Source organism: Cupriavidus gilardii (assembly GCF_008801915.1).
Classification (GTDB): Bacteria; Pseudomonadota; Gammaproteobacteria; order Burkholderiales; family Burkholderiaceae; genus Cupriavidus; species Cupriavidus gilardii.
Map to the genome: position 1 here is coordinate 191,942 of NZ_VZOV01000007.1, position 16,788 is coordinate 208,729.

The window sequence follows — 16,788 nt, forward strand, 5'->3', positions numbered from 1 at the left end:
GGCGCATGGCGTCTTGCCGTAGCGTTGATTTGGTATACCATATCCCAAATCAACGCTCGCACAAAGGACGCATCGCCCATGGTTTACCCGGAAACCGCGCCGGAACAGTCTCCGGCAACGCTGGCCCCCGACCTGCCGCCGGCACGCGCCGGCGGGGAACGGGGCCGCCGTACCGGAGCCGCCGCCGCGGCGTCCGTGTCCGCGGACGGCGACGACCCGCTCGCGATCGCGCATCCGACGCTGGCCGCCGTCGTGGCCGAGCGCCTGCGGCAACTGATCATCGACGGCACGCTGGTGCCCGGCGTCTGGCTCAACGAGCGAGACCTGTGCGAGCGGCTGCGCGTCTCGCGCACGCCGCTGCGCGAGGCCTACCGGATCCTTGCCGCCGACGGCCTGGTGATGCTGCTGCCCAAGCGCGGCGCGCAGGTGATCGCGATGTCCGAGCGCGACGTCGCCGATGTGTTCGACGTGCTGGCGGTGCTGGAAGGACTGACCGGACGGCTGGCCGCCGAGAAGGCCAGCGACGAGGAGCTCGCGCAGATTGCCCGGCTGCATCGTGCGATGCTCGATGCCTACGCCGCCCGCGATCTGCACGCCTACTACGAGGCCAGCATGGGCACCCATCTGGCGATCAGCGCCGCCGCCCATAACCCGACGCTGGCCGACACCCATCGCCGGCTCAATCTGCGCGTGCAGAACCTGCGCTTCCGTTCGAACCAGGACCGGGACGAATGGGCCCACGGCGTGGAAGACCACCAGCGCTTCGTCACCGCGCTGCTGGCACGCGATGGCGCCATGGTCGAGACGCTGATGCGCGAGCACGCGCTGCAGAAGAAGGCGGTGGCGATGCGCGCGGCGCGTGAGCGCGAGGCCGCGGCGGCGCGATAGTCGCAATCAGTTATTTCGGCTGTAACGCCGCATTACGTGGCCGGTGCGCGCCCGGCGGTGACCGCAGCGGGGCCGCATGCCGGGCGGGGCGGTACAAGGGCCGCTATTTCCGCGCCGGCAAGGGCGCGGCGGTTCGCCGCCAGGGTATCCACGGCAGTCTCCGCGGTCTGCCCGCCTGTGAGACGGGCTTACAACTGCATCCGTCCAGGACCGTTCCGCATCGCTACAGTCGAGCCATGTTCAACGCGCCGCCAAGCCGGGCAGCGCATCAGGAGAAAAACATGACTCGCCAATTGCTGATCGCACTCGGAACGCTGGCCGCCGGCGCGATGTTCGGTCTTGTCTCGCCCGCCCAGGCGCATTCGGACCGCCACGATCATCGGCATGGCTACCATCGGCACGAGCACTATCGTCCGGCCCCGCCGCATGTGCGGCACCGCGACTATCGCCACGACTACCATCGCTACCATGCGCGACCGCACCACGGCCATGGCCATTACGTATCGCGCCCGGGACACCGCTATGTGCCCGAGCGCTGGGTGCGGGACTCGCACGGGCATGTCGTGCGGCGCCCCGGGTATTGGACCCGCTAAGGGGCGGCAGACGAATCGGCCTGCGGGTGCGCGCATGAACGGCCGCGCAGCCGCCAGGTCATCAGCACCGCCAGCGCGGCGGCAAGCGTTCCGACCATGAAGACCTGCGCGTGGCCGAACTGGTCGGCGACCCAGCCTGCCACCGGACCGGTCGCGCCGTAAGCGAGGTCCTGGAACGCCGCGAAGCCGCCGATCGCGGTACCGCGCAGATGCGCGGGCACGCGCCTGACCGCTTCCAGCCCCATCGACGGAAACACCATCGAGCAGCCGATGCCGGTCAGCAACGCGCCGATCATCGCCGCGCCGGGCCCGGGTGCGAGCCACAGCATCGCCTGTCCCGCGGCTTCGACCGCCAGCGAGGCCAGCGCCACCGGCACTCCGCCGAACCGGTCCGGCAAGGTGCCGCACAGCAGGCGAATCGCGACAAAGCCCAGGCCGAAACAGGTCAGGCCGTAGCCGGCGCCATGCCAGCCATTGGCCAGAAAATACAGCGGGAAGAAGGCGCCCAGCGCGGCGAAGCCGATGCCCTGCAGGCCGACCACGACGCCTGGTTGCCAGATGCGTCCCAGCACCTGCACGAACGGCGGGCGGCGTCCCGTCTGCGGCGGTGCAGCCGGTTCCGTTCGCCACAGCATCAGCGCGCCGAGCGCCGGCATGGCGGCGCAGACCAGCATCAGCCCGGCAAAGCCGCAGCGCTCCAGCAGCCAGAGCCCCACCGGCCCGCCCGCGGCGAAGGCGCCGTACATGCCGGTGCCGACCAGCGCCATCACCAGGCCCGAGCGCGCCGGTCCCATCGTCGCCATGCCCCAGGCGAGCATGCCGACCAGCGCGGCGCTTTCGCCAAGCCCGAGCAGCAGCCGGCCCGCGAGCAGCACCGCATAGGCGGCCGTGCCGTGGCCGAGCGATGGCAACGACGACCACCAGCACAACAGTGCCGCGAGCGCGTACAGGAGGAGACCGCGGAACATCGCGGCCTTGCCGCCGCGTTCGTCGGCCAGCCGTCCGGCCCAGCCGCGGCTCAGGATCGTCGACAGGAAGGCAATGCCGACGGCCAGGCCGGAGGCGACATTGCCCATGCCCAGGGTCTGCGCGACATGGAGCGCCACGGCGGGCATCGCCATGGCGACAGCGAGGTAGGTCAGAAACAGCGCCATGGTCATCCAGACCAGCCGGCGCAGCGAAGAATCTTGCAGGACGTTCGACATCGACCGCCACTCCTTCACAGGGAGGGCGGCACCGGAACGGTCGACGGACGGGAAACGACGCAGACGCGAGGGAATGACGCAAGCGGCCAACGCACACCGCCAGTCGGCCGCAGGTGCCGCTGGTGATGCGTTGATTCACGTAAACGCTTACGGCCGCGCCGCCCGGAACATCGTTGTCGAGAACGACGTCAGGAACGCAGCGGGGGCGATTCTAACCGCGTTCCCGGTGCGCACAATAAAAAACCCTCGCCTCAACGAGGCGAGGGTTTGCGTGCCGGCGCGTATCGCGCCGAGGCAGGCCGGGGATGCGGGCCGATTACAGCGCCGCGTCCTTCAGCTTCTTCAGCGCGCGGACCTTGACCTTGACCGACGCCGGCTTGGCAGCGAACCACTGCTCCTGGCCGGTGAACGGGTTCTTGCCGAAACGCTTCTTGGTGGCGGGCACTTGCACGGCGGTGACCTTCAGCAGGCCGGGCAGCGTGAATTCGCCCGCGCCCTTCTTGTTCAGCGCGCCGATCATGGTGCTTTCCAGCTGGGCCAGCACGGTCTTGACCGTCTTCGGATCGAGCTCGGTCTGCGCGACCAGGTGCGACACCAGGCTGGACTTGTTGAAGGTGTCCTTCAGCGGCTTGGGCGTCGGCGCTGCCGGCGCTGCCTTCTTGGCGGCCTTCACCGGAGCGGCGGCCTTCTTGGCGGGCGCCTTGGCGGCGGTCTTGGTTGCTGCAGTCTTCGCGGTCGGTTTAGCTTTGGTGGCCATATCGATGTCGTGAACAGGTTCAATGTTGGAGCGCAGTACCGTCGGAAGCCGCCGGGCAGCGCCGCGCACAGAATAGCAAAACGGGCGAACGGTGCCTATTTTCAAGGGGTTTTCGGCGTGATTTGGCGGTTGGGCCAAGCAATGTGTCGCGCGGATGCCACCATCCCCGCGCTCGTCGCCGTCGCGATGCCGTGCGCGCTCCGATTCGGTGCCCCGATCAGCGGCGTTGCGCGACCCAGATCCCGGCCACGATCGCGGCCAGTCCGACGCCGTGATACCAGCTCGGCCACTCGCCCAGCAGCAGCGTGGACAGGATCGCCGCAAAGGCCGGCGTCAGCGTGACGAAGAACACCGGCAGCTGCGCGCCGGCACGCGCGACCGCGCGATCCCAGGCGAAATACGCCAGCAGCGACGGCACCGTGGCGACGTAGGCGAGGATGCCGACCGTCCTGGTGCTCCAGACGATGGCCTGGCCGTCGATGCCGAGCTCCCAGGCGACGAAGGGCACGCTGACCGCCACGCCGGCGACGATCTGCGCGTACAGCAGCACGATCAGCGGCAGCGCCGGCCGCTGCTTGCGCAGCAGCCACGTATAGCCGCTCCAGGCCAGCGTCGCCGCCAGCATGAACAGGTCGCCGGGCACGAAGTCGAGTTGCGCGAGCCGGCCCAGTTCGCCGCGCACCAGCACGAAGGTCACGCCGACCAGGCACAGCAGCGCGCCCGCGATATGGCTGCGCGTGGCCGGCTCGCGAAAGAACGTCACGCCGACCGCCAGCAGGAACAGCGGCATCGATGCGCCGATCAGCGTCACGTTGATCGGCGTCGACGTCGTCAGCGCCAGATACTGCAGCGCGTTATAGCTGGCGATCGACAGCACGCCGAGGGCGAGGATCAGTCCCGCGTGGCGCCGCAACGCGGCCGCGTGCTCGCGCACGCCGCTCCACGCCAGCGGCGTCAGCAGCAGCCCGGCCAGCAGCCAGCGCAGGAAATTGAGCGTGATCGGCGGCACGGCGCCGGCCGCCAGATGGCCGACGATGGCGTTGCCGGCCCAGCTCAACGGCGGAAATGCCAGCAGGAAGAGGGTCAGCCAGCCGGCGCGCGAGCCGGCGATCGGGGAGGTGGGCATGCGAAAGGAGGGGGCGAGCGCGCAGGCGTCGATGCCGGCGGCGCGGTGGCGTAGACACTGGAGCGCGCATTATGCCGCCAACGGCGGGTTCGCATGCGCCAGGCCCCGCTTTTGCAGGGGGATTGCGCGCTCGCAACCCTACCGGCGTGCTACCCCCGATCGGGGATGGCGTATTCAACCTCGGTTACCGCAGAGTGCAACCGAAATCAGTACGGCGGCGCAGCGTTAGGGCATACCATGTCCGCTTTCCGCCGGTCTGGCAGCTCAAACGGTCACGTCATGTACGCCATCCTGCCCGCCTTCGTCTCGTCGATCTTTCTCGGTTACGGCCTCTACGTGCTGGTGACGAGGGGCGTCACGCGTCTGACCACGACGTTCTTCCTGATGTGCGCGACGACGTTCGCGTGGCAGGGAACCTGGGCCTTCCTGTTCCAGACCACGCATCCCGACGTGGCGCTGCTGCTGGCCAAGGTCGGCTATCTGTTCATCGTCTTCCTGCCGACCACCTTCTATCACTTCATCACCGAGGTAACCGAGCGCCGCGGCGAGCGGCCGTGGCTGCTGGTGTCCTACGGCATGTCGCTGTTGCTGGCGGTGGTATTGCTGACATCCGATCGGCTGGTCTCCGATTACTACCTCTACGGCTTCGGCAACTACCCGCGCGCCGGGATTCTGCACCCGGTCCATGTCGCGCAGACCGTGCTGCTGGCGCTGCGCAGCGGCTGGCTGCTGCTCGATGCGCGGCGCGGCGCGGTGGGCGAGAAGCGCCAGCGCCTGACGCTGTGCCTGTGGAGCCTGGGCCTGTATTCGCTGGCCGCGATCGACTATGCAGTCAATTACGGCCACGACTTCTATCCGCCGGGCGTGGTCTTCATCGCGGTGAGCCTGGGCATCATCGCGCTGTCGATCGTCCGCTACGACCTGATGCATCCATACTCGCTGGCGGCCACCGTGGCCCACGAAGTGCGCACGCCGCTGGCGACCATCCGCATGCAGACGCAGGAACTGGCGGCGGTCTGGCCGACCGTGCTGGACGGCTATCGCTGCGCCGTCGAGCATGGCCTGATCGAAGATGGCCTGCGCCCCGGCCAGCTCGAGCGGCTGCCGACGCTGCTTCGCGCGATCCGTGGCGAGGTCGACGGCACCCAGGCCGTGATCGAAATGGCGCTCGCCTCGATCACGCTGGAGCGGCTCGACCGCGGCAGCTTCGTGCCGCACGGCGTCGCGCAATGCGTCCAGTCCGCGCTGGAACGCTACCCGTTCCGCGCCGGCGAGCGCGAACGGGTTTCGGTGCGGGCGATACCGGACGGCTGGCGCTTCCGCGGCTCCGACACGCTGCTGGTCTACGTGTTGTTCAATCTGTTGAAGAACGCGCTGCAGGCGATGCGCGCACATCAGGCCGACGCCGCAGACGGCGGCCGCATCGAGATCTCGGCGCGCGAATCGGGCGGCTTCTATCAGCTGCGCGTAAGCGATACCGGTCCCGGGATTCCGGCGGACGTGCTGCCGCGCATCTTCGATCCGTTCTTCTCGACCAAGCCGCACGGCAGCGGCGCCGGCATGGGGCTGGCGTTCTGCCGGCGCGTGATGGAGGCCTTCGGCGGCCGCATCGACTGCCAATCGGCGCCGGGCCGCCATACCGTCTTCACGCTGCATCTGCCGGTCGCGGTGGCGGCCGAGCCGCCGGAGCCGGCGCACGCGGCCGCCGCGATCGGCCCGCTCGATGCGCTCGAGCGGATCGAGCCGATGCAGCCGATGCAGTCGATCCAGCCACTCGGCCACGGCACGGCCGCCTGACGCGACGGCCGTGCCGCAGGTCAGCCCGAGCGGCCGACCTGCTTCGCTGCTAGTTGGCCAGCACCGGCGCGCTGACCTCATACTCCTTGACCCGCTCGACGATCTCCTTCGGGAATCGCGCGATCCGCTTGTCCTTGTCGGCGAACACGATCTGCTGGTAGCCCAGCGAAACCGGCCGCTCGTCGACGCAGAAGCGGAACAGCAGATACGCCGAGCACTGCTTGACCTGGAAGGTGTTCAGGTAGCAGTCCACACGCTGGAACGGGAAGGTCTCCTCGACATATTCCTGGTGCGCGCGCTTGGTCACGAAGACGCCGCCAGCGGCCAGCAGGTTGCCGTGGATGCATTCGTGGAACCAGCGCTCGCGGCAGATGCCCTGCCATTCGAAATAGCGCGCGAAGTAGGTGTTCATGAAGGCGTTGGAATCCTTCAGATAGATGTCGATCGTGTGGTGGAACGTCTTGCGGGGAGGGGTTTCGACCTGGTCCTGCGCCAGCTGGCTGGTACCGCGGTTCAGGATGTGGGGAATCACGTCACGCATCAACATGGAAAAGCTCCTGGATCAATGGCTGCGAGCGGCAGCCTCGCTTGCCCCCGGGGGAGAGGGGGCATGGCGCATTCTGGCCGGAGACCCTGCACGGACGTCACCCAACCTTTGCGGGTAGACGAGGGGCTGCGCACGTAAGCGGAACTTGCCATTGCCGTCCCGCCGCTGACTGCGTGATGCCGCACCAACCCGCGGTAAACCCTAGTGGTATAGGTAACTAGACCTTATTACAGTGGCAGTTCGCCGAGTCCGCTCACTGAGTTCGGTCACCGGGTTCGCTCACTGAGTCCGTTTCCCGGGGCCGCGCGTTCGTTTGCATCGGGCCCGTCCGCTGCCCTGCGTCGCGCTTCGGCCCCACCGTCTGCCGCCCATCGATGTCCGATTCCCTGTCCTCGACCGAACTGTTGTCGCGCAGCCGCGAGCCGGTCTATCTGCAGCTGGCGACCATCTTCCGCCGCCGCATCGAGAGCGGGGTCTGGCGGCCCGGCGAACGGATCCCTTCGCTCGAGGACCTGTGCCGGCAGTACGGGGTCGCGCGCATGACGATGCATCACGCGCTGTCGGTACTTGACGACGAAGGCCTGGTCGCGCGCTCGCGCGGCCGCGGCACCTTCGTCAAGGGCGGTTGCAAGCGGCGCCGGCCGGTGTCGCTGCCGGTCACCTGGGGCCAGGCGGTCGAGGTCGGCGAGCAGCTAGGCACCGAGGCGCTGGTCGAGTCCGCGGGCAGCGTGCCGTTGCCCGACGAGCTCGGCATGCCGTGCGAGGCCGAGCGCGCGCCCGCCTACCACTTCCTGCGCCGGCTGCACCGGCTCGACGGCCGGCCCTTCGCGATCGGCGAGGTCTATATCGAGGAAGGCCTGTTCGCGCGCAATCCGCGCGCGTTCCGGCAGGGCGCGTCGGTGCCGGTGCTGGATCGCTTTCCGGGGCTGCGGGTATCGAGCGCCCGCCAGCGGCTGTCGATCATCGCGGCCGGTGCGGAATCGGCCGCCGCGCTGGCGCTGCCGGTCGGCGCGCCGGTCGCGGAGCTGCGCCGCCACGCATGCGCCGATGGCGTGATCGTCTATTACGCGCGCATCGAATTTCCGACCGAATATGTCTGCCTCGACTTCGATCTGCTCGACCCGGGCGGCCTGGCCGGATGATCCAGCAGGCCGGCTCACCTATCCCCAACCGATTTCAATTCGATCGACCTGAGACCAAGGAAGCGCGCAATATGGAGACCAACCCAACCCAGCAAGCCGGGCAGACGCTGAACGGCGCCGAGAGCCTGGTCAAGACCCTGCTCGCCTGCGGCGTCGATACCTGCTTTGCCAATCCTGGCACCAGCGAGATGCATTTCGTCGCGGCGCTCGACCGCATTCCCGGCATGCGCTGCGTGCTGGGTTTGTTCGAGGGCGTGGTCACGGGCGCGGCCGACGGCTATGCCCGCATGGCCGACAAGCCGGCGGCGACGCTGCTGCATTGCGGACCGGGCCTGGCCAACGGCCTGGCCAATCTGCACAACGCACGGCGCGCGCAGACGCCGATCGTCAATATCATCGGGGACCAGGCCACCTATCACCGGCCGCTCGATGCGCCGCTGACAGCCGACACCGAGGGCTGGGCGCGTCCCGTATCGGTCTGGACCCGCACCGCGCAGCGCGCCGATCAGGTCGGGGCCGATGCCGCGGCCGCGGTGCAGGCCGCCTGCGCCGCGCCCGGCGGCGTGGCCAGCCTGATCCTGCCGTCCGACGTGTGCTGGGACGAAGGCGGCAAGGTGGCCGCGCCGCTGCCGCCGCTGAGCGCGCCCAAGGTGTCCCCGGACGCGATCGAGCAGGCCGCGCGCTGGCTGCGCTCCGGCCAGCCGACGCTGCTGGTGCTGGCCGGCACGGCGCTGCGCGAGGCGCCGCTGGCCGATGCGCACCGCATCGCCGCTGCCACCGACGCGCGGCTGATCACGCCGATGTCCAATGCGCGCGTGTCGCGCGGGCGCGGCCGCTTCGCCGTCGAGCGCGTGCCTTACTCCGGCGATGCCGCGCGCGCCAGGCTGGCCGGCATCCGCCAGGTGATCCTGGTCGGCGCGCCGCCGCCGGTGACCTTCTTCGCCTATCCCGGCAAGTCGCCGCGCCCCTATCCCGAGGACGCGCAGATCCACGTGCTGGCCCGTCCCGAGCAGGACCTGGCCGATGCGCTGGCGCGCCTGGCCGACGCGCTCGGCGCGCCCGCGGTGCCGGTGCCTGATGGCCCCACCCCGGCTGTCGCACCGGCCGGCGTCGCCAGCGGCGCGGTAACGTCCGAAGCCGTCGCGCAGACGCTGAGCGCGCTGCTGCCGGAGCAGGCTGTCGTGGTCGAGGAGAGCGTCAGCTTCGGCCGCGCTTTCTATCCCGGCACCGTGCATGCCGCCCCGCACGATTGGCTGCAGCTGACCGGCGGCGCCATCGGCGCCGGCCTGCCGCTGGCGGTCGGTGCCGCCGTGGCCGTGCCGGACCGGCGCGTGGTTGCGCTGCAGGCCGACGGCTCCGGCATGTACACCGTGCAGTCGCTGTGGACGATGGCGCGCGAGCAGCTCGACGTTACCGTGGTGGTGCTGGCCAATCGCAAGTACGCGATCCTGCTGGGCGAACTGGCCGGCGTCGGCGCCAATCCGGGCAAGACGGCACTGGACATGCTCGACATCGGCAATCCGGATCTCGACTGGGTCAAGCTCGCCGCCGGCATGGGCGTCGAGGGCGCGCGCGCGGCCGACATGGAGAGCTTTGCCGATCTGTTCGCGATGGCGAACAAGCGCAAGGGGCCGTTCCTGATCGAGCTGGTGATTTGAGTTTTTGGGGTTGTGGGCGCCCGACCTTCTTCCCGGCCCTCTCCCGCTAGCGGGTGAGGGAGAACACCGTCGGCATGGGAAAAGCCCGCTGGTTTGCTCCCCTCTCCCGCTTGCCGGGGAAGGGATGGGGGAGAGGGCAGGGGCAGCCCCCTTCACGACCGAATAATCCACCCTTCCGGACAAGCGAATTGCCGAAGCGCTGATGACTGCGGCAAGCTGCCCGCGGAAGGCATCGAGCCAGGAGACAGCATGACGACACCCACCACCGCGGCGCAGGCCGAGCAGGGGCCGGACCGTATCTATGCGGCCCTGCTGAACGAAGGGCGCTTTCGCATCCAGCACTGCCGCGACTGCGGCCGCTACGTGTTCTATCCGCGCAATCTCTGCCCGCACTGCGGCGGCGAGGCGCTGGACTGGACCGATCCCAAGGGTACCGGCACCGTGTATTCGACCAGTGTGGTGCGCCGCAAGCCCGATGCGGGCGGCGACTACAACGTCGCGCTGATCGATCTGGACGAAGGCGTGCGGATGATGAGCCGGGTCGAGGGCGTGGCGCCGCAGGTGGTCCGCATCGGCATGCGGGTCAAGGCGCGCGTCGCGCCCGCGGCCGGCGACGGCGTTCCGGCGATGGTGGTGTTCGATCCGGTGGAGGGCTGACGCGATGCCAGCACAATCATTGCGCGGTGGCGTCGCCATCGTCGGCGTGGGCCAGGCCGGACTCGGCGAGGCCCACGGCAAGACCGAAATGGAAATCCTGGTGGAGGCGGCCAAGGCCGCGGTCAAGGACGCCGGCATGTCGATGCGCGAGATCGACGGCATTGCCACCGCCAGCGTCGGCGCCACCATGTGGGTGATGCCGGTCGCCGAATACCTGGGCATCCATCCGAAGTTCGTCGACAGCACGATGATCGGCGGCTCGAGCTTCGTCGCGCATATGCTGCCGGCGATGCTGGCGCTGGAGGCGGGCGTCTGCGACGCGGTGCTGGTCTGCTACGGCAGCAACCAGCGCACCTCGACGGTCGGCCGCGCCGGCATCGCCAAGGTCCGCTCGGTGCTGGACCCGCAGCCGTACGAGAATCCGTACCAGCCGATGCAGCCGATCACGTCCTATGCGCTCGCGGCCGCGCGGCACATGCATCAGTACGGCACCACGCGCGAGCATCTGGCCGAGGTCGCGGTGGCCGCGCGCAAGTGGGCACAACTCAATCCCGATGCGCTGATGCGCGACCCGTTGAGCATCGACGATGTGCTGAACGCACGCATGGTGTCGGACCCGCTGTCGGTGCGCGACTGCTGCCTGGTCACCGACGGCGCCGGCGCCTATGTGATGGTGCGCGCCGAACGCGCCAGGGATCTGGCCAGGCCGCCGGTCTATGTACTGGGCAACGCCACCGCGACCTGGCACCGGCAGATCTCGAGCATGCCGGATCTGACGGTCACCGCCGCGAAGGAGTCGGGCGAGCGCGCGTTCGCGATGGCGGGCATCAAGCCGGCCGATGTCGACGTGCTCGAGCTGTACGACGCCTTCACGATCAACACGCTGCTGTTCCTCGAAGACCTCGGCTTCTGCGCCAAGGGCGAGGGCGGGCCCTTCGTCAGCGGCGGCGCCATCGCGCCCGGCGGCAGGCTGCCGGTCAATACCAACGGCGGCGGGCTGTCGTGCGTGCATCCCGGCATGTACGGCATGTTCATCACCATCGAGGCGGTGCGGCAGTTGCGCGGCGAATGCGGCGAGCGGCAGGTGGACGGTGCGGAGATTGCACTGGTGCACGGCAACGGCGGCACCTTGTCGAGCCAGTCGACCGCGATCCTCGGCACCGCGGCGGCGCTGTAGCAGGCTCGGCGTTCGAGCCGGTGCTGCGACGGCATGCCGCAGCAAGCGAAAGCAATGCGGGCGAACGCTTAACGCGTTCGCCCGCATTTTTTCATTTGGCGAAACCAGCCGAGGTGAAGTCGCGCGAAGTCGGCAATCCGGGTCAACGATGGCGCCGCGCCGCTCGTCTAGAGAGGGCGATGGCGATTCGCGGGCCGGTCAGGTGTAGTCCACCGGCCAGGGGATCGTCCGCGAGTGTTCTTCTCCTGCGAGCCTGCCCGCCCCATGACGCTGCCCACCTGCCCGATGCCCTCGTTCCTTCCCGCGACGCCGCATATCGGTGACCCGCGATCCCGCGCCTGCCAGCCGCCGCTGCGGCCGCGCGATGCCGCGCAGGTGGCGCGCACCGCGGCCAGGCTGTTTCTCGGCGAAGGGAGCATCGATGTCACGCTGGCAGCGGATGCCGGCGGCCGCCTGCGCTCGGTGTTCGCCGATATCGGGCGCGAATACCGCCTCCGACTGCACGGCTGCGACCGGTCGATCGATCCCGACGCCGCCTGCGCCGCGCTCGAACTGGAGATGGGCGTCAAGGTGCTGATCCGCCTGAGCGATTGCCTCAGCGCCCTGTTCGATCCGCATGGTGCCGTGCAGGACCGCGTGCCGCACGACGATGTCGCCAGGCGCGCCGCGCTGATCGAGTGCGCGGCGGCGATCGCCGACGAGGCGCTGGTCTGCCGCGACGAGCGCGCCGTCAATGCGGGCGCCGCGCCGGTGCAGCGCCGCCTGACGATTTCCGCGGGCACAGGCGGCGAGATCCGCCTGCACAAGTTCACGCGCTGGCAACGGCCATCGGATCCGCGCGGCGCCACTGAATCCGCGGCCGAGAGCGGCACGGCAGATTCCCCGGGGGCTCGCGGCACCGAGATGGACGCGTGCCTGGCCTTCCGGATCCGGCCGTGGCGCCGCACCGGGCGCCGGCGCGACGGCGACCCGCGGCGCGTGCTGCTGCGCTGCCGTATCCGCCCGGTACGTGTGGGAGACGCACGGCGCATGCATGAGGCCGTGGCGATCTGTGGCCCAGGTGTACGCGACAGGCTCGCCGCGGGCGACTGGCAAGGCGCGTTGCTGGCGCTGCTGATCCGGTTGTTCCGGCTGCCGATGCGTGGCCGCGGCGAACTCGCGGGCAGGGCGCAGCTCAAGGTCTATCCGATGCCACGCGACGGGCGCGCGGCGGTCGTCGTGCGGGTGGGCGGGGAAGGGACGCGGCGGCACGGATACCGTGCGGCCATCCACGGCGTCGAAGCGGTCAGGCAGGAACTGCAGAATCCGCGGCGTCTGCTTCCGGTGCTTGCTCCGGAGCCGGCATGCCGCGACGACGACGGCGTGCGCTGCTATTGAGCGTCGAGCCGTCGCGCGCGCCGTGCCATCCGGTGCGCGCGGTTTGCCGCAGCGCACCCACGGCCGTGCGGAAGGCGGCCTTAGCCAAATGCAAATGGCGAGCGGGCCGGCGCCCCCACACACTGCGGTGATGGCATCGGCGGAAGCGCCAGGGCTTCTCTCTATATGTAAACGGACCCAGCCCATGCGGACCGAACGTGCGCGAACAACAAAGTGCGCCGGCCGAGCCAGACCGTTCACCTCAGGAGGAGACGCATGGCAACGAAGCAAACACGATGGCGGCCCGCCGGCACGCTGGCGACCGTGCTGGGCGCGCTGGTCCCAGTGACGGCGGTGGCGGTGGCCTCGCTGGCGCTCAGCGAAGGCGCCGCCGCGGCCGAGCCCTATCCCTCTCGCCCGATCAAGCTGATCGTCGGCTATACGCCGGGCGGTCCGGTGGACACCGCGGCACGCGTCTATGCGGATCATCTCGGACGCGTGCTCAAGCAGCCGGTGGTGGTCGACAATCGCGCCGGCGCCAGCGGCGCGATTGCCGCCGAGGTCACGGCCAAGGCGCCGCCCGACGGCTACACGCTGTACTTCGTCGCCAGCCCGACGATGACGATGACGCCGCTGATCCAGAAGGCGGTCAACTTCAATCCGACCCGGGACTTCAGCCATATCGGGCTGATCACCGATTACACCAACGTGCTGCTGATCAACAAGGACTTCCCGGCCCGCAACGTCGGCGAGCTGGTCGAGTACGCCCGCAGGCACCCGCAGGGCGTGGCGTTCGGCTCGGCCGGCGTCGGCGCGTCCAACCATCTGTCGGCCGAACTGCTGGCGCAGATGAGCGGCGTCAAGATGCTGCACGTACCGTACAAGGGCAACTCGCCGGCGATGACCGACGTGATCAGCGGCAAGATCGCCTTCATGTTCGATATCACCGGCACCGCGATCGGCCATATCCAGGGCGGCAAGGTGCGGCCGCTGGCGGTGACGTCGAAGGAGCGCAACGCCGCGCTGCCGAACGTGCCGACCATGGTCGAGTCCGGCTTGAAGGACTATGCGGTGACCGGCTGGTATGCGCTGATCGGCCCGCCGAAGCTGCCGGCCGAGGTAGTCGACACGCTGGTCAAGGCGCAGCAAGCCGTCGGCGACGATCCGGCCTTCCGCCAGCGCATGACGCAGGGCGGCTACGACCTGAACATCACCGGCCCGAAGCCGCTGGCGGAGCGGATCGAGCGCGAGCTGCGCCTGTGGGGCGGGGTGGTCAAGACGGCGAAGATCGAGGTGGAATGACGGCTGTGGCGTCATTCCCGCAGACGCGGGACCCGGCGTCTTCGGCCTTGTGAAGGCCTGGTGGCCTGCCGCCGTTACGAGGCCGCCGGGCCCCGCTTTCGCGGGGACCACGGATGCAGGCGATGCGGGCCGTTGCAGGTGGTTGCGGGCGGTTGCGGGCGCGCGGGCAACGGCAGGGGTTATTCCTCGACCACCGCCCATCCCTCCATCGCCTGCCCGCCCGCATCGTCGCCGGTCCACAGCAGCACACGTCCGGGCTGCTGTTCGTCCCGGCGGCCGCCGACCGTGACCACGTCGTGGTCGAACAGCGGCGCCATGCCGCGAAAGCCGAAGCGCCTGACGTTCGCCCGTGGCAGTTCGCGCCGCAACAGGTCGACCATCAGCACCGCCTGCAGCGGACCGTGGACGACCAGGCCGGGATAGCCCTCGACGTCGCGCACGTAGTCGTGGTCGTAATGGATGCGATGCCCGTTGAAGGTCAGCGCCGAGAAGCGGAACAGCATGACCGGATCGGCATGCAGCTGGCGCTGCCATTGCGGCTGGTGCGGCAGGCGCGGGCGCGGCGGCTGGGCCTGGCCCGGCTCCGGCATCGCGCGATAGACGATGTCATGGCGCTCGCTCAGTGCCGTCTCGCCGCCGACGGTCAGCACATGGCGGACCGACACGAACCACAGCTCGCCGCTGCGGCCGGTCTTCTGCTGGACCTCCTCGATGGTCGAGGTTCGCGTGACGGTGTCGCCGACCCGCAGCGGACGCTGGAAGTCGAGCTCGCTGCCGGCCCACATCCGCCGGGGCAGCGGCACCGGCGGCAGGAAGCCGCCCAGCACCGCGTGGCCGTCGCGGCCCAGCTTGCGCTGCGGCGCACGCGGCAGGAAATAGAGCCAGTGCCACAGCGGCGGCAGCGGTCCGCTCGCGATCGCGTCGCCGTCCAGGTCCAGCGTGGCGGCGAGGCCGAGCACCGGTTGCAGCGCCAGCGTCTCGGTGCGGCTCTCGCTGCGGCCGATCCACTGGCGCAGCGCTTCGAGGCTGGTATCGGCCTCGGTCTTCGTGTCGTGACTGGTATTGGTGTTGATTCGGGTATCGGCGTGGGCCGGATCGGCCGTCAATGGTTGGGCCACGGGAATCCTCTCAGTGTTGTAGGAATGGCAGGGACGGCGTCTTCGCACCGTCTCTGCGAGCGTAGGAGTTCAGCCTGCGGCCGGCAACCAGTCCGCCATGCTGTCCATGTGTTCGAGCGCCCAGACGCGCGCGATGATCGTGCGCATCTCCGCCTCGCTGGCGCCCTGGCGGAAGGCCGCCAGCTGCAGTGCCTTTGCTTCGAGCTCCGGCCGGCTCAGCGTGTTGTCCGGATCGCCCTTGGGTACATCCACGCGTGCTTCGAGCGTGCGGCCGTCGGTGGTCGTCACGGTGACGCGGCCGATCCACTGGCGCGGATAGGCGGCGTTGATCTCGGCGTCGAGCGCCATCGCCACCTTGTCGCGGAAGGCCGCGACGCGCGCATCGCGCAGCGCGTGCTGCTCGAACTCGCCCAGGCCGGCGTGGCCATGCCAGGCGACCAGCCCGAGCACCGTGCCCATCGAGAACTTCGCCTGATGAATCGTGACCGGATCGACCACGGGGCCCAGTACGTCGATCGCGCCCTGGTGAACGTGCGCGGTCACGCTGGCGATCTGCTCGGGATCGACGCTCTCCCGCTGCATCAGCGCCTTCAGCGCGTCGGCGGCCGGGTGGGTGTGCCGGCATGAGGCGAAGAACTTGAACGAGGTCTCGGCGGTGGCCCAGCGCGTGCCCAGGCCGTCGGTCAGCCGCGCCGGATCGGCGTCGCTGGACATGCCGGCCGCCATGCCTTGCGCCCCCTCCAGGATGCGGCGCGCGCCGGTGAAGCCGGCCCGCGCCAGATGCGCCGACATCAGGCCGTCGGCGGCCGCCTTGGCGGTATGCAGCTGCTTCGAATCGGCGGCGTCGCGCAGGAATTCCCACAGGCCCGCGGCCTGGGTGCCGGCCGAGCCCAGCGCCTGGTTGATGCCCTCGGCATCGAGCCCGTACAGCTTGGCCACCGCGGCCGCGGCGGCCAGCGTGCCGACCGTGCCGGTGGTATGGAACACGCGATAGTGCGAGCGGCCCATGAATTCGCCGATGCGGATGCCGGCCTCGTAGCCGGCGATCGCCGCGGTCAGCAGCTGCGCTCCGCTGCTGCCCTCGGCCTGGGCCGCGGCCAGCACCGCGGGAAACACCACCGCGGCCGGATGCAGCACCGAGCCGTTGTGCACATCGTCCTGCTCGACCACATGCGAGGCCGCGGCATTGACCAGCGCGGCGAACCACGGCGAGGTGCGGCGGCGATCGACCAGCACCTCGGCCGGGCCCTGCTGCGGGCCCATCGCCACGGCGAACTCCTGCAGCCGGCGGATCGCCGGGGCGTCCTTGCCGGCGAGGGCCGAGGCGATCCAGTCGAGGAACAGGTCCTTGGTGCGTTCGACCACGGACGGTGGCACGTCGGACAGCGTGAAGCGGGCAAGGAACTCGCAGAGTTCGCGCGTGGGATAGGAGCTTGTGGAGCTGGGCATCGGCTTGGCGTGGAAC

The 16,788-nt window shown here is 69.5% G+C and carries 15 protein-coding genes; 9 read left to right on the forward strand and 6 right to left on the reverse strand.

What is annotated here, in order from left to right; all coding sequences use genetic code 11:
- The first annotated feature begins 78 nt into the window (after nt 1–78).
- A complete protein-coding gene (locus tag F7Q96_RS11690) occupies nt 79–888 on the forward strand; it encodes a GntR family transcriptional regulator (RefSeq protein ID WP_082371833.1) in 810 nt (269 codons plus the stop codon).
- Nucleotides 889–1,169: 281 nt separating this feature from the next.
- A complete protein-coding gene (locus tag F7Q96_RS11695) occupies nt 1,170–1,481 on the forward strand; it encodes a hypothetical protein (protein ID WP_082371890.1) in 312 nt (103 codons plus the stop codon).
- Here the strand turns inward: F7Q96_RS11695 and F7Q96_RS11700 are convergent.
- The 3 genes from F7Q96_RS11700 to F7Q96_RS11710 form a co-directional block, all read right to left on the reverse strand.
- Nucleotides 1,478–2,686 (reverse strand): MFS transporter, encoded by a 1,209-nt coding sequence (locus tag F7Q96_RS11700; RefSeq protein ID WP_053824726.1) that lies wholly within the window; start codon nt 2,684–2,686, stop codon nt 1,478–1,480. The two genes, F7Q96_RS11695 and F7Q96_RS11700, sit on opposite strands and share 4 nt — an antisense overlap.
- Nucleotides 2,687–3,002: 316 nt before the next feature.
- Entirely contained in the window at nt 3,003–3,443 is a 441-nt protein-coding gene (locus tag F7Q96_RS11705; protein ID WP_053824472.1) for an HU family DNA-binding protein, read from the reverse strand.
- Nucleotides 3,444–3,660: 217 nt separating this feature from the next.
- Nucleotides 3,661–4,569 (reverse strand): DMT family transporter, encoded by a 909-nt coding sequence (locus tag F7Q96_RS11710; protein ID WP_053824471.1) that lies wholly within the window; start codon nt 4,567–4,569, stop codon nt 3,661–3,663.
- Nucleotides 4,570–4,848: 279 nt separating this feature from the next.
- Between F7Q96_RS11710 and F7Q96_RS11715 the strand changes: the two genes are divergently transcribed.
- The gene (locus F7Q96_RS11715; protein WP_053824470.1) at nt 4,849–6,366 is read left to right on the forward strand and encodes a sensor histidine kinase; all 1,518 of its coding nucleotides are present in this window, start codon (nt 4,849–4,851) and stop codon (nt 6,364–6,366) included.
- Between the two features lie 49 nt (nt 6,367–6,415).
- On the opposite strand, the gene F7Q96_RS11720 is transcribed toward F7Q96_RS11715, so the two are convergent.
- Nucleotides 6,416–6,913, reverse strand: a complete 498-nt coding sequence (locus F7Q96_RS11720; RefSeq protein ID WP_053824469.1) for an acyl-CoA thioesterase — start codon at nt 6,911–6,913, stop codon at nt 6,416–6,418.
- Between the two features lie 374 nt (nt 6,914–7,287).
- Here F7Q96_RS11720 and F7Q96_RS11725 point away from each other — a divergent pair, with 374 nt between their 5' ends.
- The 6 genes from F7Q96_RS11725 (at nt 7,288) to F7Q96_RS11750 (ending at nt 14,205) form a co-directional block, all read left to right on the forward strand.
- Nucleotides 7,288–8,055: a GntR family transcriptional regulator gene (locus F7Q96_RS11725; RefSeq protein ID WP_053824468.1), complete on the forward strand. Its 768-nt coding sequence runs from the start codon at nt 7,288–7,290 to the stop codon at nt 8,053–8,055.
- Nucleotides 8,056–8,162: 107 nt separating this feature from the next.
- Entirely contained in the window at nt 8,163–9,713 is a 1,551-nt protein-coding gene (locus tag F7Q96_RS11730) for an acetolactate synthase large subunit (RefSeq protein ID WP_151022687.1), read from the forward strand.
- 249 nt (nt 9,714–9,962) lie between these two features.
- Nucleotides 9,963–10,370: a Zn-ribbon domain-containing OB-fold protein gene (locus tag F7Q96_RS11735; RefSeq protein ID WP_053824467.1), complete on the forward strand. Its 408-nt coding sequence runs from the start codon at nt 9,963–9,965 to the stop codon at nt 10,368–10,370.
- 4 nt (nt 10,371–10,374) lie between these two features.
- Entirely contained in the window at nt 10,375–11,547 is a 1,173-nt protein-coding gene (locus F7Q96_RS11740) for a thiolase (RefSeq protein ID WP_053824466.1), read from the forward strand.
- 264 nt (nt 11,548–11,811) lie between these two features.
- Entirely contained in the window at nt 11,812–12,924 is a 1,113-nt protein-coding gene (locus F7Q96_RS11745; protein WP_053824465.1) for a hypothetical protein, read from the forward strand.
- A 255-nt stretch (nt 12,925–13,179) separates the two neighbouring features.
- Nucleotides 13,180–14,205, forward strand: coding sequence for a Bug family tripartite tricarboxylate transporter substrate binding protein (locus tag F7Q96_RS11750; protein ID WP_226994991.1), 1,026 nt, complete (start codon nt 13,180–13,182; stop codon nt 14,203–14,205).
- Between the two features lie 179 nt (nt 14,206–14,384).
- Here F7Q96_RS11750 and F7Q96_RS11755 read toward each other — a convergent pair whose 3' ends face one another.
- Together F7Q96_RS11755 and F7Q96_RS11760 are read right to left on the reverse strand one after the other, a co-directional pair.
- Nucleotides 14,385–15,278 (reverse strand): HTD2 family dehydratase, encoded by an 894-nt coding sequence (locus F7Q96_RS11755; protein WP_053824724.1) that lies wholly within the window; start codon nt 15,276–15,278, stop codon nt 14,385–14,387.
- Nucleotides 15,279–15,392: 114 nt separating this feature from the next.
- Nucleotides 15,393–16,772, reverse strand: a complete 1,380-nt coding sequence (locus tag F7Q96_RS11760) for an MmgE/PrpD family protein (protein ID WP_053824464.1) — start codon at nt 16,770–16,772, stop codon at nt 15,393–15,395.
- Between the last annotated feature and the right edge of the window lie 16 nt (nt 16,773–16,788).

Coding starts and splice junctions, on each gene's coding strand:
- F7Q96_RS11740 (WP_053824466.1), top strand. CDS start 10,375: ATGCCAGCACAATCATTGCGCGGTGGCGTCGCCATCGTCGGCGTGGGC.
- F7Q96_RS11750 (WP_226994991.1), top strand. CDS start 13,180: ATGGCAACGAAGCAAACACGATGGCGGCCCGCCGGCACGCTGGCGACC.
- F7Q96_RS11705 (WP_053824472.1), bottom strand. CDS start 3,443: ATGGCCACCAAAGCTAAACCGACCGCGAAGACTGCAGCAACCAAGACC.
- F7Q96_RS11695 (WP_082371890.1), top strand. CDS start 1,170: ATGACTCGCCAATTGCTGATCGCACTCGGAACGCTGGCCGCCGGCGCG.
- F7Q96_RS11690 (WP_082371833.1), top strand. CDS start 79: ATGGTTTACCCGGAAACCGCGCCGGAACAGTCTCCGGCAACGCTGGCC.
- F7Q96_RS11715 (WP_053824470.1), top strand. CDS start 4,849: ATGTACGCCATCCTGCCCGCCTTCGTCTCGTCGATCTTTCTCGGTTAC.
- F7Q96_RS11745 (WP_053824465.1), top strand. CDS start 11,812: ATGACGCTGCCCACCTGCCCGATGCCCTCGTTCCTTCCCGCGACGCCG.
- F7Q96_RS11700 (WP_053824726.1), bottom strand. CDS start 2,686: ATGTCGAACGTCCTGCAAGATTCTTCGCTGCGCCGGCTGGTCTGGATG.
- F7Q96_RS11760 (WP_053824464.1), bottom strand. CDS start 16,772: ATGCCCAGCTCCACAAGCTCCTATCCCACGCGCGAACTCTGCGAGTTC.
- F7Q96_RS11710 (WP_053824471.1), bottom strand. CDS start 4,569: ATGCCCACCTCCCCGATCGCCGGCTCGCGCGCCGGCTGGCTGACCCTC.
- F7Q96_RS11735 (WP_053824467.1), top strand. CDS start 9,963: ATGACGACACCCACCACCGCGGCGCAGGCCGAGCAGGGGCCGGACCGT.
- F7Q96_RS11725 (WP_053824468.1), top strand. CDS start 7,288: ATGTCCGATTCCCTGTCCTCGACCGAACTGTTGTCGCGCAGCCGCGAG.
- F7Q96_RS11720 (WP_053824469.1), bottom strand. CDS start 6,913: ATGTTGATGCGTGACGTGATTCCCCACATCCTGAACCGCGGTACCAGC.